A 24,196-nucleotide genomic window follows, 5' to 3' on the forward strand; every position below is an offset into this window, starting at 1 on the left:
CCGGGAAATCCGGGGCAGAGTGGGCTCATGGGACAGATGACAGTGACGTTTCTGGGCGGCGCCGGCACCGTGACCGGCTCGAAGCACCTGGTGACCATCGGGGAGCGACGGGTGCTCGTTGACGCGGGCCTCTTCCAGGGTGAGAAGAAGTGGCGGGAACAGAACTGGGCCAAGTTCCCGGTGGATCCGGGCAGCATCAGTGACCTGGTGCTGACCCACGCCCACCTGGACCACTGCGGCTACATCCCCGCCCTGGTCAAGAACGGCTTCAGCGGCACCATCTGGGCCACGCCGGAGACCATCGAGCTGGCCGAGATCGTGCTGATGGATTCCGCGCACCTGCAGGAGCAGGACGCCAAGGATGCCAAGGAGGGCGGCTGGTCCAAGCACAATCCGCCGCTGGCGCTATACACCCAGGAGGACGTGCAGGACACCATGCGGCTCTTCCGGCCGATGGACTTCGACGTCGACACCGACCTGCGCGACGGCCTGACCGGCCGCTTCACCCGCGCCGGGCACATCCTGGGATCGGCCTGTCTGAACCTGACCCACGAGGGGCGCAGCGTGCTCTTCAGCGGAGACCTCGGCCGGCACGACCACCCGGTGCTCAAGCCGCGCGGCATCCCGCAGGGCGCCGACTATGTGCTGATGGAAGCCACCTACGGTGACCGGGAACACCCCGAGCCGGAGGGGCTGCCGCACGAGCTCTTCGCCGAGACCATCCGCAAGACCGTCGCCCGCGGCGGCTCCGTGCTGGTGCCCGCCTTCGCCGTCGACCGCACCGAGGCGGTGCTCAAGGTGATCACCGAGATGCGCAAGGACGGCCGGATCCCGGAGGTACCGGTCTTCGTGAACTCGCCGATGGCGCTGGCCGCGCTGAAGGTCTACCAGAACTCCGACGAGCTGCACCCCGGCCTCAAGCCCGAGGACTTCGCCGACCTGCCCCACCTGCGGGAGGTGAAGAGCGTCGAGGAGTCCAAGGCGCTGAACAACCCGAAGTTCCCGTGCATCATCATCTCCTCGTCGGGGATGGCGACGGGCGGCCGGGTTGTGCACCACCTGGAGGCGATGCTGCCCGAGGACAAGCACTCCGTCGTGCTGACCGGCTACCAGGGGGTCGGCACCCGCGGACGGGCGCTGCTGGACGGCGCCAAGCAGCTCAAGATGCACGGCCGCTACGTGCCGGTGCGCGCCAGCATCGTGCAGGACCAGGAGTTCAGCGTGCACGCCGACTGCTCCGACCTGTTGGACTGGCTGCGCGACCTGCCCCACAAGCCGCGCACCGTCTTCCTGGTGCACGGCGAGCCGGATTCGGCCGAGGCCCTCAAGGAGCGGATCGTCACCGAATTCGGGATCACCTGCGTGGTGCCGAAGTTCGGCGAGGTGGTCAGCGTCGAATCCGGGCAGGGCAGTACCCCGGCGCCCGAGGTGAGCGCACCCGAGCAGGTGGGCTCCCCGGTGGTGATCCCGCCGCGGCCGGCGCCCGAACTGGGCGGGGCGTCGGGGCGTGGCCTGACTCCGCTGCAGCTGGCCAATCGACTGGCCCGGGCACTGGAAGCCGGCGACGGTGCCCAGCTGGCCGGCCTGGTCACCGGGCCGGTGCGTCGCGAAGGTGCCGACGTCGATCTGGGGGAGTGGGCCGGTGGCCTGCGCGGCTTCGAGCTGGTGGATCTGCTGGATTCCGGCCGACGCGCGGTGGCTCGCGGCCGGGTCGCCCAGCGGGATGTGGTGCTCTTCCTGCAGCTCGAGGACGACGCCATCACCGCGGTGGAGCAGGTGGGAGCTGGGCTCTGACCACAACCCAACCCGGGCTCCCGCTCCGACACGGTGCCATGATGAGTGAAGGATCAAGAAACACTGACCGGAGATGACTCACATGGCAAACCCCCACGCCGAGGGCGCTGACGCCCAGCCCATGCCGCACGGTGGACGGGGGAGCCTCAGCGCCCAACGGGCTCGCCATCAGGCGATCGCGGAGGCGGTGATCAAGCGCGGGTCGATCAAGGTGGACGCACTGGCCGCCGCCACCGGGGTCAGCCTGATGACCATCTATCGTGATGTCGCCGCGCTGGAGGAGGCTGGCATCGTGCAGCGTCAGCGGGGTCAGGTGCTGGCGGTGGCCGGCAGCCTGCAGGAGGCGGCGGCCGGCTTCCGGTTGGAGCAGAATGCCGACGTCAAGGGCGCGATGGCGGCGGTCCTGGCGCCGCTGGTCAAGCCCGGCAGTTCGCTGATCCTGGACGACTCCACCTCCGGCGTGTGGTTGTTGCGCGCCCTGGACGTGGTCTCCCCGCTGACCGTGGTGACCAATTCGCTGCTGGTTGCCCAGGAGGTGGAGCGGCGCGACGATCTGCGGCTGATCGTCGCGGGCGGGGAGTACCAGCCGTGGGCCCAGGCCCTGATGGGCCCCACCACGGTGGCCACGCTGGAGGCGATGCATGCGGACCTGTGCGTGTTGAGCGCCTCCGGGGTCGTCGACGACCACTGCATGCACCCCTATGAGGACGTGGTCAGCGTCAAGAAGGCGATGCTGGCTGCGGCCAGCACCAAGGTGCTGATGCTGGATCACACCAAGTTCAAGCGACAGGCCCTGCACAGCTTCGCCCATCTGCGGGACTTCGACATCATCGTGGTGGATGCCCGGACCCCGCTCGAGACCCGCCGCCGACTGGAGGCAATGGGCGTTCGGGTGCTGGTCTCGGGAATCTGACCACTACTCCACGCGGCACCTGCACGTTGATGCAAGGACGGCTGGATTCACATTCTTGATGGGATTTGCGTCAGCGGCGGTGATAGTTTCGTGCCCGGATGGCAGGGACCTGCCCTCCAAGCAGCGCTGCTGAAGGGAGACCCCATGGGGTACCGAGTCGTGGTGGGCGCCGACATTGCCGGCGTCGCGTACAAGGACCTTGTCAAGGCCGATCTGGAAGCCGACGAGCGCATCGACGAGGTGATCGACGTGGGCGTCCAGGCGGGCGAGGACGTCGACTACCCGCACATCGGCGTGAAGGCCGCGCAGGTGGTGGCCGCCGGGGATGCCGACCGGGCGGTGCTGGTCTGTGGCACCGGCATGGGCATGGCGATCAGCGCCAACAAGGTGCCCGGCATTCGCGCCTGCACCGCGCACGACTCCTTCTCCGTCGAGCGTCTGGTGCTCTCCAACGACGCCCAGGTGCTCTGCCTCGGCGCCCGGGTGATCGGACCGCACCTGGCCCGACGCCTGGCCAAGGAATTCTTCGGCTACCAGTTCGACCAGAATTCCGCCTCGGCCCCCAAGGTGGCCGCCATCACCGACTACGAGCACAGCCTCGGAGCCGACCCCAGGCCCGGAGCCCCCGGCGCCTGCTGACAGCATTGTCACCAGCATCATCCCCGCCGCGTCGTAGCGGCCGTCACTGAAGGAACAACGATGTTCACTGCTTCACTCGGTATCTTCCTGTTCGGCCTGTTGGCCGCAGCGGCAGGCGGATACATCGGCGCCGCCATCGGCGGCAACTTTGCCTTCGTCCTGACCGGCATCTGTGTGATCTTCGCCTGGGGGATCTTCGCGGGCACCGGCTCCGACTGGGGCTTCAGCTATGTCGCCTTCGGACCCTTCGCCGGGCCCTATGTGATGTTCGCCGGTGGCGCCGCAGCCGCCGCCTATGCCTGGCACAAGGGCTATCTGGAATCCGGCAAGGACATCAACTCCGCGCTGGCGGGGCTGGGCAAGACCGACGTGCTGCACGTCGGTGCGGCCTTCGGCGTCTTCGGCTACCTGTTCAAGGCCTTCGTCGTGGACAACATCCCGTGGTTCGGCACGCACACCGACGGCGTGGCCTTCACCGTGGTCACCTCGGCCCTGATCGCCCGGGTGCTGTTCGGCAAGCGCAAGGACGGCGTGGGTTCCAACTCGATCATCGACGCGGACAAGTTCAACCAGGGTGCCAAGGGTTTCATGGGCAAGATCGCTCCCCGCGAGGATGCCCAGTGGCTGCCCTGGCAGGAGAAGTGGGGCTACCTGGTCAGCCTGGGCTTCTTCTTCGGCGCCGCGGCGGCCGCGGTCGCCATCGTGCTCGGCCACGCCGTCAAGGGTGGTTCCGCCTTCGCCAGCAGCTTCGCCTTCGGCATCTCGGCCATCATCATCCTGTTCCTGATCATGGGCTTCAACATGCCGGTGCAGCACCACATCACGGTGGTCTCCGGTGTGGCCGCGGTCACCTTCCTGCCGATCGTCGCCGGTTCCGGCTTCGACTGGAATGGCGCCTGGACCAGCGCCACCTGGACCTCGGCGGCGATCGCCGTCGTGCTGAGTGGCATCGTCGGCGTCCTGACCGCCTGGCTCGTCGAGTTCTTCGCCCGCGTCTGGTACGACCGCGGTACCACCCACGTCGACCCGCCGGCGTCGGGCATCTGGATCATGACCACCGTGGTCCTGGGCCTTGGCGCCCTGCTCGCCTGAGCACCCCAACCCCCTCACCACAGGAGCACCGGGATGTCCCACGACGTGATCGTCAATCCGACCGCACTGCACGAAGCCTATGTCTTCGACATGGACGGCACCATCTACCTGGGCGACCACCTGTTGCCCGGAGCCGCGCGGATGATCAACGAGCTGCGTCGTCGGGAGATCCCGGTGCGCTTCCTGAGCAACAACCCCACCAAGGATCCCGAGCAGTACGTCGAGAAGCTGGCAAAGCTGGGCCTGCCCACCGACGTCGCCGACATCTCCAACACCGTGGTCACCACCACCCGGTGGCTGCAGTCGCACCACCCCGACGCCAAGCTCTTCTGCATCAGCGAGGAGCCGCTGAAGAAGGCCCTGCGCGCCGCGGGCTTCACCCTGACGGAGGATCCGGAGCAGATCGACATCGTGATCGCCTCCTATGACCGCACTTTCGACTACCGCAAGCTGCAGATCGCCTTCGACGCGATCTGGTTCCACAAGCGGGCCTTCCTGATCCAGACCAATCCCGACCGTTTCTGCCCCTTCCCGGGCGGGCGCGGCGAGCCGGACTGTGCCGCGATCACCGCCGCCATCGAGGCCTGCACCAGTACCAAGTGCGAGGTCAGCCTGGGCAAGCCGTCGCCGATCATGCTCACCGAGGCCCTCGCCGGCCTCGACGTGCACGTCACCAACTGCGTGATGGTTGGGGACCGGCTGCAGACCGACATCCAGATGGCGCTGGACACGGACATGCGCTCCGCCCTGGTGCTCACCGGGGAGGCCACCGCCGACGACGTGCGGGCCCTGGACGACGCCCACCAGCCCACCTATGTGATGGACCGGATCGACCGGCTGCTGCCGCAGTCGGTCTGGGACGAACTCGGCTGGACCGAGGACAACGACCCCGACACCCACTGACCAGCCCTGACCTTGCACTCCCATCCGCACACTTCACAGGAGAAGACATGAGCACCAGTGCCAAGTACGTGGTCGGCATCGACTTCGGCACACTGAGCGGCCGCGCGGCCGTGGTCAGCGTCGCCGACGGTCAGGAGCTGGGCCACGGCGTCAAGGAGTACGGCCACCAGGTGATGGATCGGGCGCTGACGGCCGGTGACGGCCAGGCATTGCCGCCGGATTTCGCGCTGCAGGTGCCCGCCGACTACATCGAGGTCTTGCAGACCGCCGTGCCCGAGGCGGTCAAGGCCTCCGGCGTGGACCCGGCGCAGATCGTCGGCATCGGGATCGACTTCACCTCGGCCACCGTCGTCGCGGCCAAGGCCGACGGCACCCCGCTGTGTGAACTGCCCGAGTTCACCAACCGTCCGCACGCCTACGTCAAGCTGTGGAAGCACCACGGCGGCGTCGCCCAGGCGGAGCGGATCGTGGAGGTGGCCAAGCAGCGCGGCGAGACCTGGCTGTCCCGCTACGGAGGCACACTGAGCTCCGAGATGCTGATGCCCAAGATCCTGGAGACGCTCGAGAAGGATCCGGAGGTCTACGCGGCCACCGACGTCTTCTGTGAGGCGATGGACTGGATCACCTGGCAGATGACCGGCACGTTGAACTTTGCGGCGGGATCCTCGGGTTACAAGCGCAACTACCAGGACGGGTCCTACCCGAGTCGGGAATTCCTGGAGGCCGTCAACCCCGATTTCGGCGGCGCCTTCGAGGAGAAGCAGCGCGGCGAGGTGCTGCCGCTGGGCTCCGAAACCGGCAAGTTGAACGCCACGGCCGCCGGCTGGATGGGCTTGCCGGAGGGGATCAGCGTCTGCATCGGCAACATCGACGCCCACGTCACAGCCGCGGCGGTGCAGGCCGTCGAAGCGGGACAGATGACGGCCATCATGGGTACCTCCAGCGTGCAGATCGCGCTCGGGGAACAGCTCAAGGAGGTTCCGGGCATGTTCGGCGCCGTCGATGGCGGCATCGTCGACGGCCTGTGGGCCTTCGAGTGCGGCCAGACCGCCGTGGGTGACATCTTCGCCTGGTTCGTCAACAACTGCGTCAACGAGCGTTACCGCCGGGCGGCCGACGAGGCCGGCGTCAGCATCCACGACTGGCTGACCCGGCTGGCGGCCGACCAGGAGATCGGCGAGCACGGTCTGATCGCCCTGGACTGGCACAACGGCAACCGCTCGATCCTCAACGACGCCAACCTGTCGGCACTGATCATCGGCCAGACGCTGGGCACGCGGCCGGAGGACACCTACCGCGCACTGCTGGAGGCCACCGCCTTCGGTACCCGCACCATCCTGGACACCTTCCGCAAGAATGGGGTGGAGATCACCGAGATCGTCGCCGCCGGTGGCCTGATCAAGAACAAGTTCCTGATGCAGATGTACGCCGACGTGTGCAAGGTGCCGATCTCGGTAGGGCTGACCGCCCAGCCCGGTGCCCTGGGCTCGGCCGTCTTCGCCGCCGTCGCCGCGGGGGTCTATCCGGATGTGAAGGCCGCGACGATGGCGATGGGCAGCCGCCAGCAGAACGCCTACGTCCCCAACCCCGAGGCCAGCGCGCTGTACGACAAGCTCTACTACGAGTACAGCCTGCTGCACGACGTCTTCGGCAAGGGCGGCAGCAGCATGATGTACCGGCTCAAGGACCTGCGTCGCGACGGCGTGCAGCGGCGCGCCGCCCGCTCCGAGGGGCGCTACACCGAGTTGGACACCTCGCACGAGCAGATCGCCGAGGGCGGCAAGGACTACTTCCCGGTGGCCTGAATCCGAAGCACGTCGCCGACGGCCGTCCTCCGCGGGGCCTTGCCCGCCCGGCCGGGTTCGGCCGTCGGCGCAACCATCCAGACCATGGAGCCAGCACCCCTCCGGCGGCTCTACGATCGATACCAGAACGTCTATGGACAGCACTGACGCACGAGAGGCAATTGTGAACAACTCCCTGAACTGGACCGAGCAGGACGCACGCGCGGTGGACACCGCCCGCATCCTGGCCGCTGACGCCGTCGAGAAGGTTGGCAACGGTCACCCCGGTACCGCCATCTCGCTGGCCCCTCTGGCCTACCTGCTGTACGCCAAGGTGATGAAGACCGACCCCACCGATTCCCTCTGGCTGGGCCGCGACCGTTTCGTGTTGAGCGCCGGGCACTCGTCGCTGACCCAGTACACCCAGCTCTACCTGGCCGGCTGTGACCTGGAGCTGGACGATCTCAAGCAGCTGCGCACCTGGGCCTCCAAGACCCCCGGCCACCCCGAGTACCATCACACCAAGTTCATCGAGGCCACCACCGGCCCGCTGGGCGCCGGCGTCTCGATGGCCGTTGGCATGGCGATGGCGGCCCGCAAGGAGCGTGGCCTGTTCGATCCCGACGCTGCCCCGGGCCAGAGCCCCTTCGACCGCTTCGTCTACGCCATCGCCGGTGACGGCTGCATGCAGGAGGGCGTCTCCAGCGAGGCCTCCTCGCTGGCCGCGACGCAGAACCTGGGCAACCTGATCCTGTTCTACGACGACAACCGGATCTCCATCGAGGGTGACACCAAGATCGCCTTCAGCGAGGACGTGGCGGCGCGCTACGAGGCCTACGGCTGGCATGTGCAGCACGTCGACTTCACCAATGGCGGCACCACCTATGAGGAGAAGATCGAGGAGCTGTACGCCGCGATCGAGGCCGCCCAGGCGGTCACCGACAAGCCGTCGTTCATCAAGCTGACCACCGTGATCGGCTGGCCGCTGCCCACCAAGCAGGGCAAGCACTCGGTGCACGGTGCCAAGATCGGCGCCGAGGAGATCAGCGCGCTGAAGCAGGAACTCAACTTCCCCGACGAGCCCTTCGCCGTCGACCAGGCGGCCGTCGACCACGCCCGCACGAATGCCGCCCAGCGCGGCAAGCAGCTGCGCGACGAGTGGAATGCCAAGTTCGAGGCCTGGCGCAGCGCCAACCCGGACAAGGCGGCCCTGCTGGATCGCGTCGCCGAGCGCAAACTGCCCGAGGGAATCGAGTTCCCGGTCTTCGAGCCCGGCAAGAAGGCGACCCGCGCGGCCTCCGGCGAGGTGCTCAGCGCGCTGGCCAGCCAGCTGCCCGAGCTGTGGGGTGGCTCGGCCGACCTGGCCGGCTCCAACAACACCACCATGAAGGGTGAGCCGTCCTTCCTGCCCCAGGAGCGCTCCAGCGAGGAGTTCACCGGCAATCCGTACGGCCGCACGCTGCACTTCGGCATTCGCGAGCACGCCATGGGCGGCATCGTCAACGGCATCAACCTGTCCGGGCTGACCCGTTGCTACGGCGCCACCTTCTTCGTCTTCGCCGACTACATGCGCCCGCCGGTCCGGCTGGCCGCCCTGATGGGGCTGCCCAGCATCTTCGTCTGGACGCACGACTCGGTGGGCGTCGGCGAGGATGGCCCGACGCACCAGCCGATCGAGCACCTGGCCGCCTACCGCGCGATCCCCAACCTGGCGATCGTGCGCCCGGCCGACGCGAATGAGACCAGCTACGCCTGGCAGGGTGCGCTGCAGCACACCGAGCAGCCGACCGGTTTGGCACTGTCCCGGCAGGACCTGCCGATCGTGGAACGGGGCGAGGGCGCCTTCGCCCCCGCCGAGGGCACCCTGAAGGGCGCCTACGTGCTGAAGGATGCCGCCAATGGCACCCCGCAGCTGATCCTGATCGCCAGTGGCTCCGAGGTGGCCCTGGCCGTCGAGGCCCAGCAGGTGTTGGAGGAGCAGGGCGTGGCCACCCGAGTGGTCTCCATGCCCTGCCAGGAGTGGTTCGACGAGCAGGACGACGCCTACAAGGAGTCCGTGCTGCCCAAGTCCGTCACCAAGCGCGTCTCGATCGAGGCCGGCATCGCACAGGGCTGGGCCAAGTACGTCGGATTCGAGGGTGCCTCGGTCTCGATCGAGGGCTTCGGTGCCTCGGCCAGCGGCAATGTGATGTTCGAGAAGCTCGGCTTCACCGTGGACAACGTCGTCGAGACCGCCAAGAAGGTCCTCGGCTGATCCCAGTGCCCACGCCAGGAGCCACTGCGGCCCGCCCCATCAGGGGCGGGCCGCAGTTGTTGTTGCCACGAGTTGCCAGCCGCGCAACTGGTGGCAAGGCAACCGTGTGCGACAGGTGTCCACCCGAGGATGGAGACATCAAAACCGTCGAGGACGACGGGCTGTCGACCGGCATCGCTGCCGGAAGGAGATCCTCGGATGAAGAAACTGTCCACCAAGAACTACGCCGGCTACATGGCCGGCGACCTGGCCAACAACCTGGCCTTCTCCATGCAGGGCATGTTCCTGATGCTCTACTACACCGTCGTGGTGGGCCTGAACCCCGCGGCGATCGGCACCATGTTCTTCGTCGTCCGCTTCTACGACGCCTTCGCGGACCTCTTTGCCGGCCGGATGGTGGACATCACCCGCAGCCGCTGGGGCAAGTTCCGCCCCTGGCTGCTCTTCGCCAGCCTGCCGCTGCTGTTGTCCAGCGTGCTGCTCTTCACGGTCCCCGAGTCCTTCTCGATGTCCATGAAGTATGTCTACGCCTGGCTCACCTACATGCTGCTCGGCACCCTGTACTCACTGGTCAACATCCCCTACGGTTCGCTGGCCACCTCCATGACGCAGGACACCATCGAGCGTTCCAAGCTGGGCGTGTGGCGCGGCGTCGGTCCCATCCTGGGAACCCTGCTGCTGGTCCTGATCGTCAGCCCGCAGATCAAGAAGTACGCCACCGACCCGCACGGCCTGCAGGGCTCACTGACCAAGATCACCCTGCTCTTCGTCGTGATCGGCTTCCTGCTCTACCTGGTCACCTTCTTCACCTGCAAGGAGCAGATCCACCATGAGAAGAAGCCGATCACCTTCGCCGAGACCGTCAAGGTCGTCAAGGTCAACAAGCCGCTGCTCATCCTGTGCATCAGCAACCTGATCTTCCTCACCGGGGTCTTCTCGGTGCAGGCCAGCCAGGCCTTCTACGCCCAGTTCGTGCTCAAGGACGCCACCGCCCTGGTCAGCATGGTGGTGCTCTCCTCGATCGGTTCGCTGCTGGCCGTGCCCGCGGTGCCCGCCTGCGTCAACGCCATGGGCAAGAAGAAGACCTTCATCGTGGGCGCCTGCTTCATGATGGCCCTGGGCGTGTGGATCTTCTTCATGCCGACCAACAAGACCGTCGTGATGGCCACCTTCTGCCTGTGGGGTTTCGTGCAGAACCTGATCATGAGCCTGCTGTTCGCCTTCGAGGCCGACGCCGTGGACTACGGCGAGTGGAAGACCGGCGAGCGCACCGAGGGCGCCGTCTACGCCGTCTACTCCTTCTTCCGCAAGATGTCCCAGGCCCTGGCCGGCTCCGTGCAGGGCTGGGTGCTCGCCGCCGGTGCCTTTGCCGGCAAGGGCGCCAAGGTGCAGCCCGAGAGCGCCATCACCGCCATCAAGGCCCTGATGGGCCTGGCCCCCGTGGTCTTCGGCATCGTGGGGCTGCTGATCTTCGTCACCTATCCGCTCACCGACGAGAAGGTGCGCAGCATGGTCGCCGAGATGCGTGCTCGCGAGGCCGTCAAGGCCTGACGCTGAGCCGATGGGTCAGCGCAGCTCACGCACCATCTGGGGCGTGAGCTGCGTCAGGTCCTGCAGCACGGTGCACTGCGCCAACAACTCGTCGGAGGGCTGGTGGAAGGGTTGCGGGATGGCGACGACGCCCATCCCCGCGGCCAGGGCGGAGCGGATGCCGGCGGTGGAGTCCTCGATGGCGAGGCACCGCGTCGGGTCCACGCCGAGCAGTTCGCAGCAGCGCAGGTAACCGTCGGGGGCGGGCTTGCCGCGCTCCACCTGCTCGGTGGACACGTGCGCGCTGACGACGTCGCCGATGCCCAGTTCCTCGATGGCGGCCTCGATCAGCACCACTGGCGACGAGGACGCGATCCCCACCGGAACCAGTTCGGCCATCGCCCGCACCGCCTCCCGCGCGCCGGGCAGGATGCCGACCCCACCGTGGTAGAGCTTGCGCATCCCGTCGATGGTGCGACGGGCACATTCCTCGGGGGTGCCGTCCAGCCCGACGACCTCACTGAGGTAGGTGCTCCACTCGCGGGTGCTCATCCCCATCATCGCGAGCGCGTGCTCGGGCCGGTAGTCGGCGCCGTCGGTGGCTGCGAGCTCGGCACGGACCCGTTCCCAGGCTGGTTCAGTGTCGGTCAGGGTGCCGTCGACGTCGAAGATGACGGCGTCGGGCAGGGATGCTTGGCTGGACATACAGTCCATTGTTGCCTCCAGCGCGGCAGACTGGACAATCCGCACCCCCAGACCACGCCCGTAGGAGCCCGATGCGCACCAGATCCGCCAGCCAGACCTGCCTGCTCGCCGGCATCCTGTGCTACCTGCTGTGGGGTGGATTCCCGCTCTTCTTCCCGCTGCTCAAGCCGGCCGGCTCGCTGGAGATCCTGTCCGGCCGGGTACTCTTCAGCCTCGCCTTCGTGGCGCTGGTGCTCCTCCTGCAACGCAAGCCCTGGGGATGGTTGCGCGAGGTCTGGGTCAGCGGCACCTGGCGGCTGCTGGTGCTGGCCGCCGTACTGATTGCGGTGAACTGGCTGACCTACATCTGGGCGGTCAATTCCAATCACGTGGTGGAGGCCTCGCTCGGCTACTTCACCAACCCGCTGGTCAGCATCGCGTTGGGGATGATCTTCTTCGGAGAACGGATGGGACGCCCCGGGATGATCGGCTGTGCCCTGGCCGCCGTGGGGGTGTGCGTGATCGCCTCCCAGGCCTGGCGCACTGTGTGGATCTCCCTGCTGCTGGCCTTCAGCTTCGGCTTCTATGGGATGGTCAAGAAGCGGGTCAAGGTGTCGGCGCTGCAGGGCCTCTTCCTCGAATCCGCGGTACTCACCCCGCTGGCCCTGGCCTGGATGGGTTGGGGTGCTGCCCGGGGAACGGCCGCGTGGCCCCATTCTGGCCGGGTGGCGGTGCTGCTGATGGTGGCTGGAATCCTCACGGCGGTGCCACTGTGGCTCTTTGCCATCGCGGCCCCGGGGATCCCCTTGGGCACCCTCGGCATCCTGCAGTACATGACCCCGACAATGCAGTTCCTGCTCGGCCTGTTCGTCTTCGGCCAGCCCGTCTCGCCTCGGTTCTGGGCCGGACTGGTGCTGGTCTGGATCGGGTCGGTGGTCTACCTCAGTGGGGCGGTACTGGTGGCGCGACGCGAGCGAGCCAGCCGCCTGGCCGGCTGAGCCAAGGCCCGACTGGCCCCGGAGCTAGGCTGATCGTTGATGATTGAACAAGGAAGCGGCCCGCATGAGGCCCGCGGTGGCACCTTTGCCAGCCTACGGGTGCCCAACTACCGGCTCTTCTTCACCGGCGCGATCGTCAGCAATGTCGGGACCTGGATGTATCGCGTCGCCCAGGACTGGCTGGTGCTCACCATCCTCACCGACCACTCGTCGTCGGCGCTGGGGCTGGTGACCGGCCTGCAATTCCTGCCGATCCCCTTCCTGGCACCCTATGCCGGATCGATCGCGGACCGCTTCCCCAAGCGGCGGATCCTGATGACCAGCCAGAGCCTGCTGGCGCTCAATGCCCTGGTGATGTTCCTGCTGGTGGTCACCGGCTGGGTGCAGCTCTGGCACGTCTTCGTTCTGGCCTTCCTCACCGGCGTGGTCACCTCCTTCGACAACCCCACCCGGCAGGCCTTCGTCAGCGAGATGGTGCCGCGGGAGCTGGTGCCCAATGCGGTGGGTCTGAATTCCGCCTCCTTCAACTCCGCGCGGCTGCTCGGCCCCGGTCTGGCCGGGTTGATGATCGCCGTCTGGGGCGTCGCGCCCGCGATGCTGGTCAACGGCCTCAGCTTCGCCGCAGTCCTGGCCTCGCTCACCCTGATGCGCCCCGACGAGCTCACCCCCGCCCCGATGCGCAAGAACGGCAAGGGCGCGGTGCGGGAGGGGCTGCGTTATGTGGGGCGACGGCCGGACATCATGGTGATCCTGCTGATGGTCTTCATGCTGGGCACCTTCGGGATGAACTTCCAGATCACCAATGCGCTGATGGCCACCAAGGTCTTCGGCAAGGGGCCCGGCGAGTACGGCCTGCTGGGCTCCATCATGGCGATCGGCACGCTGGCCGCGGCGCTGATCGCGGCCCGGCGTAAGCGCCCACGGCTACGGATCCTGCTGCTGGCGCTGGCCGGGTTCGCGGTCTGCACCGCGCTGCTGGGGGCTGCCCCGAACTATGTCGTCTTCGCCGCGCTGCTGGTGCCCACCGGGCTGTGCGCGCTGACCATGATGACCTGCGCCAATGCCTCGGTGCAGCTGGCCAGTGATCCCGAGGTGCGCGGCCGGGTGATGGCGCTGTACATGGCGATCTTCATGGGCGGCACCCCACTGGGTGCCCCGCTGATCGGCTGGGTCGGTGACTACTTCGGCCCCCGCTGGACCATCTGGGCCGGCTCGCTGGCCACGGGCCTGACCTTCCTGGGCGTCTCCGCCTGGTTCATGGTGCACCGCGGGGTCCGGGTTCGGCTGCGCGCCGGGTGGCCGCCGCGGCTGCGGGTCTGGACCACCGACGAGGTCCGGGCCGCTCAGGCGACCGCCGAGGGGGACTGATCTGGGCTCACGGCGACAGTACCCGGGAAGGTCTGCACAAGATGGCAACAAATCGCGGGTTGGAACGTGCCAATCAACTTCTGTGTCCGCCAGATTGCCAACTTGTGCGGCATCAGGACGCCTCCACTCGCCGAAGGTGGGCCTTGAGGGCAATCAGGTGCAGGATGTCGGTCTCCACCGCCGCCCAGCCGTACAGAACCTGGTCGTAGGTCAGCCGAATGACGGTGTACCCCAGCGCACGGAGCCTTCGGTCACGCTCGCGGTCCCGTTCGTAGGCCTCCGGGCTGGTGTGGTGTTGCTTGCTGTCGATCTCGATCACCAGAGAGGTGCCAACCAAGAGGTCAACCCGGCCAATGTCGCCGATCTGCACCTGCGGGCGAACCCTGACCTGGTGCGCCCGGAGTCGGTTGCGCACCATCGTCTCGGTGCCGGATTCCGCCAGATCCATCCTGGCCACCACTCGCTGTACTCGCCGTGGTGCAGCCACCAGCAGCCGCTCGACCTCTTCGCGGCTGCGCAACCGCAGATTGACCACGGAGTCCAGCAGCACCAGAAGATCTTCATCGGCGCAGCACTGCGAGGCGCACAACAGTGCCGTGTCCAGATCGTCCACCGCGCGATGAGGAGCGGTGTTGTCCCCGGGCTTGGGACAGATCCTGGCCCCTGACAATGGGCGGCACAATCCCCGTCGTCCGGGGCGCACATGGGTGCGGGTGTCGACAGACCAGACGTGGTGGCGGCGCAGCACCGAGACGCAACTCAGTGCCGTTCCGGCTCTGACCGCGCGAACCACGTCGGCATCCGCGGCGGGCGTGGCGAACCAGCCGGGGCGCACCCGGGTCAGGGCACCGCTGTCCACCGCCTTGCGGATCTCACCCGGATCATTTCCCCAGCTCTCCAACACCGGGCGCGGGACCACGCCTCCTTGGTCAACAAGCCAGTCATCTCGAAGTCGCATGGGGGTAGCGTGGATGACCGCGAGCAGTCGGGCCAGCGGCACTTTGTGACCTGTGGACAATTCCTCGGATGCTCGAAAACTGTGGACAACTGGTAGTTGGGCCGAAGGCCTGCCCAAAATGGCAAGAATTTGAGGGTTGGAACGTGCCAATCATTTTCTGTGTCCGCCAGGTTGCCAACTTGTGCGGCCCAGATCTTTGGAAGAGGGCCGAAGTGTTGTCCGATTATTTCTTGATCAGGATTCCCAGACCTCGAGGGTACGGGAGCTGGTGAAGACCCGCTCGGTGCCGTCCACCGGGTCGGTGAAGCGCAGGTCCTTGGCGAGCAGTTGCAGCGGGAGGGTGAAGTCGTCCAGCGAACGCTCCAGCACCTCGGGGTAGAAGGGGTCGTTGACGATCGGGATCCCGGCCGAGCTCATGTGCAGCCGGATCTGGTGTGTCTTCCCGGTGGTGGGCTTGACCAGATAGCGCCCGATCGGGCCGTGTACGGGGTGCTCCCGGTGCTCCAGCAGCTCGATCCGGGTGTGCGCATTGGGTGTCCGGTCGGGCACTTCCTCGGCCTGCAGCACCCCGCGGACCTTCACCAGATGACTCTCCAGATCCAGCGGGAAGGCCAGCTCCGGCCGGTAGCGGCCGATCGCCTCATAGGTCTTCTGCGGCACCCGCCGCTCGAACATGGTCTGGTATGCCCGGCGGTGTTCGCGTTGCGTGGTGCACAGCAGGATGCCGGCGGTGGCCCGGTCCAGCCGGTGCGCCGGGGAGAGATCCGGCAGGTCCAGCTCGCGTCGGGCCCGCACCACCGCGGAGTGGATGATGTGCTGACCACGGGGAATGGTGGAGGTGAAGTGCGGCTTGTCCAGCACCACGATCCGCTCGTCGCGGTGGAGCACCAACAGCTCACCCGGCGGCTCGGCCTCGTCGGGCAGGTCCCGGTGGAAGAAGATGAAGGCGTGGTGCCGGTAGGGCGCGTCGATCGGTAGCGGGGTTCCCTGCTCGTCGACGAAGCGCTGTTCGGTGAACATCTCGTCGATCCGCTCCGGGGTGAGCCTGGGGATCTTCCAGACCAGGAAGTCCCGCATCGTCGCCCAGTCGTGTTCCCGCGGGGTGCCCACCCAGGCGGCATTCAGACCATGGCGCACCGGCAAAGGGGCGCGGGGCATCAGCATCCTCCCGGCAGGGTTGTCCAGCGCTCCCGGGCGGCGTCGGCCTCGGCGTCGGTGAGCAGCACCGGGCGGCCGGCGATGATCTTGCCGGGGGCCCACTCGGCGGTGGGTGCGCCACGCGTGGGGACATGCACCGTCAGCACCCCGGTCTCCCGGGTGTTGACCCGGTCGGAGTAGAAGTTGAAATTGCCCAGGCCGTAGGCCACCAGGGTGGTCCCGATCGTCTCGGAGCGCTGCACCCGGTGGGCGTGGGTGCCGACGATGATGCTGGCCCCCGCCTCGGCGAGCCGCTTGGCCATGGACTCCTGACGTCGGGTGGTGCACACCTGGTAATCGATGCCCCAGTGCATGAAGACCAGGATGACCGCATCCGGATGGGCCTTGCGCTGGGCGGTCACTCCGTCCACCAGCGTCTGGAAACCGTCCTCGGTCTTGACCATGGCGACGCCGGGTTTGCCGTCCCGGGGCCGCCAGTCCATGGTGGATTCCAAAATGTCGTTGCCCACCAGGGAGATCACCCGTCGGCCGCGGACCTCACCGGACCACGGGGCGAAGGCCTCCTGCGTGCTGGCCCCGACGCCGATCATCGGCAGCCGGCTGGCCTGCTTGATGGCGAGGGTGCGCCGCATTCCCTCGACGCCGTAGTCCATCGCGTGGTTGTTGGCCAGGCTGACCAGGTCGACGCCCTCGTGCTGCAACATCCGCGGGAAGGCGCTGCCGGTGAGGAAGGTGTACATCTTGGGCTGCTTGCCAAGGCCCGACGCATCCTCGGCCAGGGCCGTCTCCAGGTTGACCATGCTGAAGTCGGCGGCGGCCAGCAGCCTCCCGGCCTCGCCCAGGCCCAGTTCGGAGGAGCGGGCGGCGTGGCTGAAGGCATTGGCGTCGCCGGCGAAGGCCAACAGCAGTTCGTCGCCGCGTCGGGCTGGGAGGGGAACAGGGGCCCCGGGGCTGGACGGCGTCGCCGACGAGGGAGCCGGCGCCGGGGTCGGTGATCCGGTGCTGTCAGGGTCGGGGGCGGAACTGCGGGTGGGGGCCGGGACGCTGGTGCCGCCGGGCGCGGGGGCCGCGGCCCCGGGCCCGCCGCAGGCGCTGAGGCTCAGGCAGGCGGCCAGCCAGCAGGCGGGCAACAGGAGTCGGGGGCGCGGCATAGGGTAAATCTAGCGGCCGTAACCGTGCGGGCTTCCGCCCAGAGCCGACTCCCGTGAAAATGTCGGAGGTGGCCTCTAGCGTGGGGGCCATGGATCTGAAATCAGTGGTGATGGATCGCGTGCTGGCTCGCACACCCCTGGCGGGCAAGGTGCCGAGCGGCAAGGTTGTGCTCGAGATTGACCTCGGGCGTGGTCTGCTGAGCAATCCGCCGGAGACCCCCTGGGCCGCCATGAAGGCGATGAATGCCCCCACCCTGAAGGTGCTGGTGGAGCGGCTGCGCGAGGCGCGCACCGACGGCGATGTCGTCGGGCTGGTGCTGCATGCCGGCAGCGCCCCGATCGGGCTGGCCCAGGCCCAAGAACTTGGCGAGGCGATCCTCGCCTTCGGCGAGCACAAGCTCACCTTGGCCTTCGCCCCCGCGTTGGGGGAGCTCTCCGATGACCTGGCGAGCTACCTGCTGGCCACCTCCTGCCGGCAGATCTGGCTTCAGCCGTCGGGCCAGGTGGGCATGGGCGGCATCCACCTGGGGATCACCCTGGCCAAGGGGATGCTGGCCAAGGTGGGGGTGGAGCCGCAGTTCGGGCAGCGCCATGAGTACAAGACCGCAGCCGACCAGTTCGTCGCCGACCATGTCACCGACGCCAACCGGGAGATGATGCAGGTCATCGCGAATTCGTTGACCCATGACTTCGTGGAGCGGGTGGCCGAGCGTCGCGGGGTGGAGGTGCAGACCATCTGGGATGCGGTCAACGAGTCCCCGCTGACCCCCGAGCGCGCCCGCGAGCTGGGCCTGGTGGATCGGATCGGCTACCGCGACGAGGCGCTGGCCCACCTGCTGGCCGAGTGGGGTGGCGACGGCAAGCAGCTCAAGCCGGAGCAGCTGCGCTTCGTGCATCGCTGGACGCCGGGCGGTCCCGCTGGGCAGGCCGTCAATCAGTTGGCGGAGCGACGCCAGCCCACCATCGCGGTGGTGCCGGTGCGGGGCGGTATCGTGATGGGCCGCGGCCGTCCGCCCGGCATGGGTGATCCGGAGACCGGCGCCGACGTGGTCTGTGAACAGCTGCGCGCCGCCTGCCGCGACGACAAGGTGAAGGCGATCGTGCTGCGGGTGGATTCGCCCGGCGGTTCCGCCGTCGCCTCGGACACCATCTGGCGGGCGGTGCACCAGGCCCGCGAGGCGGGCCGGCCGGTGGTGGCACAGATGGGCACCTATGCGGCTTCGGGCGGCTACTACGTGTCGATGGGCGCCAATGAGATCGTCGCCCTGCCCGCGACCCTGACCGGCTCCATCGGGGTGCTGGCCGGCAAGCTGGTGACCAAGGGGCTCTACGACAAGGTGGGGCTGGTGCATGAGGCGATCACCTCCGGTGGCAATGCCGGGATGCTCGCGAGCGACTCGTATTTCACCGACGAGCAATGGGCCAAGCTGAACCTGTGGCTGGATCGGATCTACGACGACTTCACCCGCAAGGCCGCCGCCGACCGCGGGATGGAGCACGCCCAGCTGGAGCCGCTGGCGCGCGGCCGGGTGTGGACGGGCCGTGACGCCCACGAGCGCGGTCTGGTGGATCACCTGGGCGGGCTGGAGCTCGCCGTTGAAAGGGCTTGTGAACTGGCCCAACTGGATCGCGCCAAGGTGCAGGTCAAGGCCCACGCCGGTATCGGGGTGTTGGACCGGGTCCGGCCCGCGCAGAGCACCGAGCAGCCCACCGCCGCGGCCCTGCCGTTCGGATTGGCAACCGGCCCCGAGGCGATGCTCACCGGTCTGCTGGGGTGGCTGGGACTCACCACCGGTGCTGGGGTTCTGGAAGTGCCGAGAATCTCCGTGCACTGATGCAACCGGGTGGCGGGGTGCTGCGTAGTTCCAGTAGAAGGACGCCCATGGCGGGCGGTCCGGATTGGCACGCAGGAGTGACCATGAACCGCAAGCACCTCGCCACCATCACCACGCTGGCCCTCGCGGGCGGCAGCCTGGCCCTCACCGCCGGCCCTGGCCACGCCGCAACCACGACGGCAGCGCCCACCTACACCCGCAAGGCCACCCCGGTGGTCAAGGCGGATCTGCCTCGGCACCACGACCTGTTGCTGGACGGCCGCAATGCCGGGTTCCGCACCACCACCACCTACCGGGGCGACGGGCAGTACCCGGTCAGCCCGTGCATGCAGTTCGGCTGGAAGAAGTTCAAGCCCAACACCATCCTGACCCGCACCTACGTCACCCGCGACGGGAACCGTGCCGCTGCCAGCATCGCGTCGTTCAAGACCCACAAGCAGGCCGTCGCCGCCGCCGACGCCATGGGCAAGGCCCTGCCCGGCTGTGGCAAGCGGATGATCCGCTCCAACCCGGATCTGCTGCTCAAGCACGTCGAGTACAACCGCACCATCACCCTGCGCAGTGGGGAGCGGGCCCGCGTGAATGCGGTCAACATCACCGATGGCGAGACCGGCAACCGCGGTTTCGTCACCACTGGGGTGACGGTCACCGGTACCCACGTCGAAGTGGTCACGATGGGCTTCGGCGAGATGCAGGCCGTCTACGACACCCGGGACATGGTCAGCACCCTGCAGCGGACGGTGAGGACCCTCCGCTGAGCTGGCGGGCAGTGGGCCGCGAAGCTCCGGGAGCGGAGCATCGCGGCCCACTCTTGCCTTCACGGGCAGATCTCTTGACGAAGAGCCACCCCGCCGAAGATTTGACCGGAGCCCCCCGTTAGATTCGTGCCATGCGAATTGGTATCCCACGAGAATCAAAGCCGGGGGAGAACCGGGCCGCCGCCACACCCAGAACCGTCCAGGACCTGATCAAGCTCGGCTACGACGTCGTCGTCGAGCACGGGGCAGGTGACCGATCCAGTGCCACTGATGCCGCCTTCGAGGCTGCAGGCGCACAGTCAGTGGATGCCCAGACGGTCTGGACCAGCGACATCGTCCTGGGTGTCAACGAGCCCGATGAGCCCCAGCTGTCCATGATGCGTCCCGGTGCGACGCTGATCACCTTCCTCTTCCCCCGCCAGAACGAGGCACTCACCCAGCGTCTGGCACAGCAGGGAATCACCGCGATGAGCATGGACATGGTGCCCCGCACCAGCCGTGCCCAGGCGCTCGACGCCTTGAGCTCCATGGCCAACATCTCCGGCTACCGCGCCGTGGTGGAGGCCTCCCACGCCTTCGGCCGCTTCTTCACCGGCCAGGTCACCGCCGCCGGCAAGGTGCCGCCGGCCAAGGTGCTCGTGGCCGGAACCGGCGTCGCCGGCCTGGCCGCGATCGGTGCCGCCAACTCTATGGGCGCCATCGTGCGCGCCACCGACGTGCGCCCCGAGACCGCCGAGCAGGTGGAGTCAATGGGTGCCACCTTCCTGCACGTCAGGGGGGCCTCCCAGGAGGTCAGCACCGACGGCTACGCCAAGGAGGCCAGCGACGACTTCGCGGCCCGCGCCGCCGAGCTGTACGCCGAGCAGTGCAAGGAATGCGACATCATCATCACCACCGCGGCGATCCCCGGGCGCCCGTCGCCCAAGCTGATCACCCGCGAGATGGTGGCCAGCATGAAGGACGGCTCGGTCATCGTTGACCTGGCGGCCCTCGGCGGTGGCAACTGTGAACTGACCCGGCCCGGCGAGAAGTACACGACGGACAATGGCGTCACGATCATCGGCTACACGGACCTCGCCAGCCGGCTGCCTGGGCAGAGCTCGCAGCTGTACGGCACCAACCTGGTCAATGCCCTGAAGTTGATGACCCCGAACAAGGATGGCCAGTTCGTGGTCGACTTCGACGACGAGGTGGTGCGCACCATGACGACGGTGCGCAATGGTGAGATCACCTTCCCGCCGCCGCCGATCCAGGTCTCGGCGGCCCCCGTCGCCGCCCCCGCCGCGGCGGCCGCCGTGCCTGCGGTCGTGGAGGCCCCGAAGCCGCCCAAGCCATGGTGGCAGCCGGTGGTGACCATCGGCCTGGCGTCGGTGGCGCTGATCGCCCTGCTGACCGTCGCTCCGCACAGCTTCGTCCAGCTCTTCGGCATCTTCGCCCTGGCCGTGGTGGTGGGCTATTACGTGGTCTGGAACGTCACCCACGCCCTGCACACCCCGCTGATGAGCGTCACCAATGCCGTCAGCGGCATCATCGTGGTGGGTGCCATCACCCAGTTGGGCAGTGACAACTGGGCCGTGAAGATCCTCAGCTTCATCGCGGTGCTGATTGCCAGCATCAACATCTTCGGTGGCTTCACCGTCACCCACCGCATGCTCCAGATGTTCCGAAAGGAGGCGTGAGCGAGATGTTGGACAATTTCGTCACCGCCACGTACATCGTCTCGGGTCTGCTGTTCATCCTTGCCCTGCAGGGGCTGAGCAAGCATGAGACCGCCAAGCGCGGCAATGCCCTGGGCGTGCTGGGCATGATCCTGGCCCTGGTGGCCACCAACTTCTACATGGGCTGGACAGACATCCAGGGCGACGGCGCGGATCTGGTGGCCGTGGCGCTGTTGGTGGCGGCCGTCGGCGCCGGTGCCGCGATCGGCATCCGCAAGGCGCTGAAGGTGGAGATGACCGGCATGCCCGAGCTGATCGCGCTGCTGCACTCCTTCGTCGGTGCCGCCGCTGTCCTGGTGGGGTTCAACTCCTACCTGGATTCGCCGCACGCCAATGCCTTCCACCTGACCGAGGTGGCACTGGGCATCTTCATCGGTGCGGTCACCCTGACCGGCTCGATCGTTGCCTGGGGCAAGTTGAACGGCAAGTTCGCCTCGAAGCCGTTGGCCCTGCCCGGCCGCAACCTGTTGAACCTGGCCGCGCTGATCGCCATCATCGTGCTCACCGTGGTCTTCGTGCAGGCCCCGTCGCTGATCTGGCTGGTGCTGATCACCATCATCTCGCTGCTGCTCGGCGTGCACCTGGTGGCCTCCATCGGCGGCGCGGACATGCCCGTGGTCATCTCGATGCTGAACTCCTACTCCGGCTGGGCGGCGGCCTTCAGCGGTTTCATGCTGAACATGAACGTGCTGATCATCACCGGCGCCCTGGTGGGTGCCTCCGGCGCCATCCTGAGCTACATCATGTGCAAGGCGATGAACCGCTCCTTCATCTCGGTGATCCTGGGCGGCTTCGGTGACTCGACGTCGACCGGGCCGGTGGTGGAGGGTGAGCACACCGAGATGAGCGCCGCCGAGGTGGCGGCCGCCCTGGCCGATGCGAAGAGCGTCATCATCGCTCCCGGCTACGGCATGGCCGTTGCCCAGGCGCAGTATCCCGTCGCGGAGTTGACCAGGGCGATGGAGGCCAATGGCACCCAGGTGCGCTTTGCCATCCACCCCGTCGCGGGGCGCCTGCCCGGCCACATGAACGTGCTGCTGGCGGAGGCTCACGTGTCGTATGACATCGTGATGGAGATGGACGAGATCAACGACGACTTCGCCGACACCGACGTCGTGCTGGTGATTGGCGCCAATGACACCGTCAACCCGGCCGCGATGGAGCCCGGGTCGCCGATCTCCGGCATGCCGGTGCTCAAGGTGTGGGAGGCCCGCAAGGTGGTCGTCTTCAAGCGCTCAATGAGCGCGGGTTATGCCGGTGTGCAGAACCCGCTGTTCTTCCGAGAGAACAGCTCGATGTGCTTCGGCGACGCCAAGGCGACGGTGCAGGCGATCCTGTCCGCGCTGCCGACGGGCGCGCAGCAGGGCGCGCTTGGCGCCTGAGCGAGGCACGCAGGCAAGAGCAGGACCGGCCCTCGTTCCCAGCGGAACGGGGGCCGGTCCAGTTCGCGCTTGTCGGCCGGGCCGGGCCGATCAGGAGATCACGCCAAAGCTGTAGCCCTGCTTGCGCAGGTTCTTGATGATGGTGGGCAGCGAATCGACGGTCAGTGGATTCGGGTGGAAGTCATGCATCAGCACCACCAGCACCTTGTCCTTGTCCGCGCCATGGGCACGGGCCGTGCGCTGAACATTGGTGATCATGTCCCGGGTGGAACCATGCGGGACGCTGGCATCGGCGTCGCCATTCATCGAATTCCAGTCGATGTAGCTCATCCCACGCTTGGCCAGCATGGCGTCGGAGGGGCCCATCCGCTTCCACGACTGGTGACCGCCTGGGTAGCGGAAGGCGCCGGTCTGGAAGTCCGGCCCGACGGCGGAGCGCACGGCGGCCAGTGCCCAGTCCAGGTCACAGGAGACATTCGTCGGGGATCCGACGCCGCCCGGGTAGAGGTAACGGTAGTGATGGCCGTAGGAGTGGATGGCGATCGAATGGCCCTCCGCCACCTGCTGCTGCACGAGTTGCGCGTTGTGCTCGCCGATCTGCCGGGCGACCACGAAGAAGGTGGCTGGCACCTTCCCTTCGCGCAGGATCCTGAGCACCTGCGGGGTGGTGACGCCGTTGGGGCCGTCGTCGAAGGTGAGGAAGGCGATCTTCTTCTTGGGCTGCGGTGCCTTGTGGTTCATCCATGCGAAGACCTGCTTGGCCGGGTAGGCGTAGCCCTGCGCGATCGGGGCATGGTTCGTGCCCGGCTTGAGCTGGCGGTCGGCCGGCCAGGCGGTGTTGGTGGGCTTGCCGGCGGGGCTCATGGCGGTGGGGCCAATGGTGATCCCGGGCAGCGCGCACGTGGGCTTGACCAGCTTCTTGTTGGGCCGGTCGTTGTTCACCTTGGTGACCGGGGTGAGCACCAGCGGCCCCTGGTCAACCACCTTCGACGGCCCCGTGGGGGTGGGCTTGGGCGTCGGCGTGGCCGAAGTCGGCTCGACGGCACTGGCCGAGGCGGAGGAGGCCATGACGGGCTGCACCGTGGCACCAGACTCCGTGTGTGCGCAACCGCCGAGGGCCAGGCTGGCGGTCAGGGCAAAGCCGACGGCCAGCCTGAGCGGCTGACTGCTGGGGTGCTCGGTGGTGGTGTGATGGCGCGTTGTCATGACGAGTGCCAGGTCCTTGGAAGTGGGCGTCGCGAGTCCTCTCGGTTGTATCACGCGACGGGGCCGCGAAC

Annotated in this window: 19 protein-coding genes; 14 read left to right on the forward strand and 5 right to left on the reverse strand. The window is 67.5% G+C overall.

Translation table 11 applies throughout. From position 1 onward, the window contains the following. Nucleotides 1-27 precede the first annotated feature (27 nt). From AAEX57_RS08325 to AAEX57_RS08360, 8 genes are all read left to right on the forward strand, one after another. Nucleotides 28-1,794, forward strand: coding sequence for an MBL fold metallo-hydrolase (locus tag AAEX57_RS08325; RefSeq protein WP_342091883.1), 1,767 nt, complete (start codon nucleotides 28-30; stop codon nucleotides 1,792-1,794). A 121-nt stretch (nucleotides 1,795-1,915) separates the two neighbouring features. Beyond that, complete coding sequence (locus tag AAEX57_RS08330) at nucleotides 1,916-2,707, forward strand: DeoR/GlpR family DNA-binding transcription regulator (RefSeq protein WP_342091970.1); 792 nt, start codon at nucleotides 1,916-1,918, stop codon at nucleotides 2,705-2,707. A gap of 144 nt (nucleotides 2,708-2,851) precedes the next feature. After that, nucleotides 2,852-3,346 (forward strand): ribose-5-phosphate isomerase, encoded by a 495-nt coding sequence (locus AAEX57_RS08335; protein WP_342091884.1) that lies wholly within the window; start codon nucleotides 2,852-2,854, stop codon nucleotides 3,344-3,346. A 60-nt stretch (nucleotides 3,347-3,406) separates the two neighbouring features. After that, nucleotides 3,407-4,438: a hypothetical protein gene (locus AAEX57_RS08340; protein WP_342091885.1), complete on the forward strand. Its 1,032-nt coding sequence runs from the start codon at nucleotides 3,407-3,409 to the stop codon at nucleotides 4,436-4,438. 33 nt (nucleotides 4,439-4,471) lie between these two features. Further along, nucleotides 4,472-5,341 (forward strand): HAD-IIA family hydrolase, encoded by an 870-nt coding sequence (locus AAEX57_RS08345; protein WP_342091886.1) that lies wholly within the window; start codon nucleotides 4,472-4,474, stop codon nucleotides 5,339-5,341. 47 nt (nucleotides 5,342-5,388) lie between these two features. Then, nucleotides 5,389-7,146 carry a ribulokinase gene (locus tag AAEX57_RS08350; protein WP_342091887.1) on the forward strand — a complete coding sequence of 586 codons (1,758 nt, stop codon included), beginning with the start codon at nucleotides 5,389-5,391 and terminating at the stop codon, nucleotides 7,144-7,146. Between the two features lie 133 nt (nucleotides 7,147-7,279). Beyond that, entirely contained in the window at nucleotides 7,280-9,379 is a 2,100-nt protein-coding gene (tkt, locus tag AAEX57_RS08355) for a transketolase (RefSeq protein ID WP_446721123.1), read from the forward strand. Between the two features lie 198 nt (nucleotides 9,380-9,577). Further along, nucleotides 9,578-10,930 carry a glycoside-pentoside-hexuronide (GPH):cation symporter gene (locus AAEX57_RS08360; RefSeq protein ID WP_342091888.1) on the forward strand — a complete coding sequence of 451 codons (1,353 nt, stop codon included), beginning with the start codon at nucleotides 9,578-9,580 and terminating at the stop codon, nucleotides 10,928-10,930. Nucleotides 10,931-10,945: 15 nt separating this feature from the next. On the opposite strand, the gene AAEX57_RS08365 is transcribed toward AAEX57_RS08360, so the two are convergent. After that, on the reverse strand, nucleotides 10,946-11,614 hold the full coding sequence (locus AAEX57_RS08365; RefSeq protein WP_342091889.1) for an HAD family hydrolase: 669 nt from the start codon (nucleotides 11,612-11,614) through the stop codon (nucleotides 10,946-10,948). A 71-nt stretch (nucleotides 11,615-11,685) separates the two neighbouring features. Here AAEX57_RS08365 and rarD point away from each other — a divergent pair, with 71 nt between their 5' ends. Both rarD and AAEX57_RS08375 read left to right on the forward strand, forming a co-directional pair. Further along, nucleotides 11,686-12,591 carry an EamA family transporter RarD gene (rarD, locus tag AAEX57_RS08370; RefSeq protein ID WP_342091890.1) on the forward strand — a complete coding sequence of 302 codons (906 nt, stop codon included), beginning with the start codon at nucleotides 11,686-11,688 and terminating at the stop codon, nucleotides 12,589-12,591. A gap of 39 nt (nucleotides 12,592-12,630) precedes the next feature. Further along, the gene (locus AAEX57_RS08375) at nucleotides 12,631-13,959 is read left to right on the forward strand and encodes an MFS transporter (RefSeq protein ID WP_342091891.1); all 1,329 of its coding nucleotides are present in this window, start codon (nucleotides 12,631-12,633) and stop codon (nucleotides 13,957-13,959) included. Nucleotides 13,960-14,071: 112 nt separating this feature from the next. Here AAEX57_RS08375 and AAEX57_RS08380 read toward each other — a convergent pair whose 3' ends face one another. The 3 genes from AAEX57_RS08380 to AAEX57_RS08390 form a co-directional block, all read right to left on the reverse strand. Beyond that, nucleotides 14,072-14,917 carry an endonuclease domain-containing protein gene (locus tag AAEX57_RS08380; RefSeq protein ID WP_342091892.1) on the reverse strand — a complete coding sequence of 282 codons (846 nt, stop codon included), beginning with the start codon at nucleotides 14,915-14,917 and terminating at the stop codon, nucleotides 14,072-14,074. 234 nt (nucleotides 14,918-15,151) lie between these two features. After that, nucleotides 15,152-15,994 (reverse strand): pseudouridine synthase, encoded by an 843-nt coding sequence (locus tag AAEX57_RS08385; protein WP_342091972.1) that lies wholly within the window; start codon nucleotides 15,992-15,994, stop codon nucleotides 15,152-15,154. Between the two features lie 80 nt (nucleotides 15,995-16,074). Further along, nucleotides 16,075-17,226: a CapA family protein gene (locus AAEX57_RS08390; protein ID WP_342091893.1), complete on the reverse strand. Its 1,152-nt coding sequence runs from the start codon at nucleotides 17,224-17,226 to the stop codon at nucleotides 16,075-16,077. 89 nt (nucleotides 17,227-17,315) lie between these two features. On the opposite strand from AAEX57_RS08390, the gene sppA reads away from it, so the two are divergent. The 4 genes from sppA to pntB all read left to right on the forward strand — a co-directional run bounded on the left by sppA (nucleotide 17,316) and on the right by pntB (nucleotide 22,919). Then, nucleotides 17,316-19,061 carry a signal peptide peptidase SppA gene (gene sppA, locus AAEX57_RS08395; protein WP_342091894.1) on the forward strand — a complete coding sequence of 582 codons (1,746 nt, stop codon included), beginning with the start codon at nucleotides 17,316-17,318 and terminating at the stop codon, nucleotides 19,059-19,061. Nucleotides 19,062-19,144: 83 nt separating this feature from the next. Continuing rightward, a complete protein-coding gene (locus AAEX57_RS08400; RefSeq protein ID WP_342091895.1) occupies nucleotides 19,145-19,819 on the forward strand; it encodes a hypothetical protein in 675 nt (224 codons plus the stop codon). A gap of 131 nt (nucleotides 19,820-19,950) precedes the next feature. After that, nucleotides 19,951-21,498 carry a Re/Si-specific NAD(P)(+) transhydrogenase subunit alpha gene (locus AAEX57_RS08405; RefSeq protein ID WP_342091896.1) on the forward strand — a complete coding sequence of 516 codons (1,548 nt, stop codon included), beginning with the start codon at nucleotides 19,951-19,953 and terminating at the stop codon, nucleotides 21,496-21,498. A gap of 5 nt (nucleotides 21,499-21,503) precedes the next feature. After that, nucleotides 21,504-22,919, forward strand: coding sequence for a Re/Si-specific NAD(P)(+) transhydrogenase subunit beta (gene pntB / locus AAEX57_RS08410; protein WP_342091973.1), 1,416 nt, complete (start codon nucleotides 21,504-21,506; stop codon nucleotides 22,917-22,919). A gap of 90 nt (nucleotides 22,920-23,009) precedes the next feature. On the opposite strand, the gene AAEX57_RS08415 is transcribed toward pntB, so the two are convergent. Then, a complete protein-coding gene (locus AAEX57_RS08415) occupies nucleotides 23,010-24,125 on the reverse strand; it encodes a polysaccharide deacetylase family protein (protein WP_342091897.1) in 1,116 nt (371 codons plus the stop codon). Between the last annotated feature and the right edge of the window lie 71 nt (nucleotides 24,126-24,196).

The organism is Luteococcus sp. H91, assembly GCF_038433135.1.
Classification (GTDB): Bacteria; Actinomycetota; Actinomycetes; order Propionibacteriales; family Propionibacteriaceae; genus Luteococcus.

What these genes read in the sequence shown, in the direction of transcription:
- AAEX57_RS08400 (WP_342091895.1), top strand. Translation starts at nt 19,145, where the DNA reads ATGAACCGCAAGCACCTCGCCACCATCACCACGCTGGCCCTCGCGGGC.
- sppA (WP_342091894.1), top strand. Translation starts at nt 17,316, where the DNA reads ATGGATCTGAAATCAGTGGTGATGGATCGCGTGCTGGCTCGCACACCC.
- AAEX57_RS08325 (WP_342091883.1), top strand. Translation starts at nt 28, where the DNA reads ATGGGACAGATGACAGTGACGTTTCTGGGCGGCGCCGGCACCGTGACC.
- AAEX57_RS08385 (WP_342091972.1), bottom strand. Translation starts at nt 15,994, where the DNA reads ATGCGGGACTTCCTGGTCTGGAAGATCCCCAGGCTCACCCCGGAGCGG.
- AAEX57_RS08380 (WP_342091892.1), bottom strand. Translation starts at nt 14,917, where the DNA reads ATGCGACTTCGAGATGACTGGCTTGTTGACCAAGGAGGCGTGGTCCCG.
- AAEX57_RS08350 (WP_342091887.1), top strand. Translation starts at nt 5,389, where the DNA reads ATGAGCACCAGTGCCAAGTACGTGGTCGGCATCGACTTCGGCACACTG.
- AAEX57_RS08415 (WP_342091897.1), bottom strand. Translation starts at nt 24,125, where the DNA reads ATGACAACGCGCCATCACACCACCACCGAGCACCCCAGCAGTCAGCCG.
- AAEX57_RS08365 (WP_342091889.1), bottom strand. Translation starts at nt 11,614, where the DNA reads ATGTCCAGCCAAGCATCCCTGCCCGACGCCGTCATCTTCGACGTCGAC.
- AAEX57_RS08335 (WP_342091884.1), top strand. Translation starts at nt 2,852, where the DNA reads ATGGGGTACCGAGTCGTGGTGGGCGCCGACATTGCCGGCGTCGCGTAC.
- AAEX57_RS08405 (WP_342091896.1), top strand. Translation starts at nt 19,951, where the DNA reads ATGCGAATTGGTATCCCACGAGAATCAAAGCCGGGGGAGAACCGGGCC.
- AAEX57_RS08330 (WP_342091970.1), top strand. Translation starts at nt 1,916, where the DNA reads ATGCCGCACGGTGGACGGGGGAGCCTCAGCGCCCAACGGGCTCGCCAT.
- pntB (WP_342091973.1), top strand. Translation starts at nt 21,504, where the DNA reads ATGTTGGACAATTTCGTCACCGCCACGTACATCGTCTCGGGTCTGCTG.
- AAEX57_RS08360 (WP_342091888.1), top strand. Translation starts at nt 9,578, where the DNA reads ATGAAGAAACTGTCCACCAAGAACTACGCCGGCTACATGGCCGGCGAC.
- tkt (WP_446721123.1), top strand. Translation starts at nt 7,280, where the DNA reads ATGGACAGCACTGACGCACGAGAGGCAATTGTGAACAACTCCCTGAAC.
- AAEX57_RS08340 (WP_342091885.1), top strand. Translation starts at nt 3,407, where the DNA reads ATGTTCACTGCTTCACTCGGTATCTTCCTGTTCGGCCTGTTGGCCGCA.
- AAEX57_RS08375 (WP_342091891.1), top strand. Translation starts at nt 12,631, where the DNA reads ATGATTGAACAAGGAAGCGGCCCGCATGAGGCCCGCGGTGGCACCTTT.
- AAEX57_RS08390 (WP_342091893.1), bottom strand. Translation starts at nt 17,226, where the DNA reads ATGCCGCGCCCCCGACTCCTGTTGCCCGCCTGCTGGCTGGCCGCCTGC.
- rarD (WP_342091890.1), top strand. Translation starts at nt 11,686, where the DNA reads ATGCGCACCAGATCCGCCAGCCAGACCTGCCTGCTCGCCGGCATCCTG.
- AAEX57_RS08345 (WP_342091886.1), top strand. Translation starts at nt 4,472, where the DNA reads ATGTCCCACGACGTGATCGTCAATCCGACCGCACTGCACGAAGCCTAT.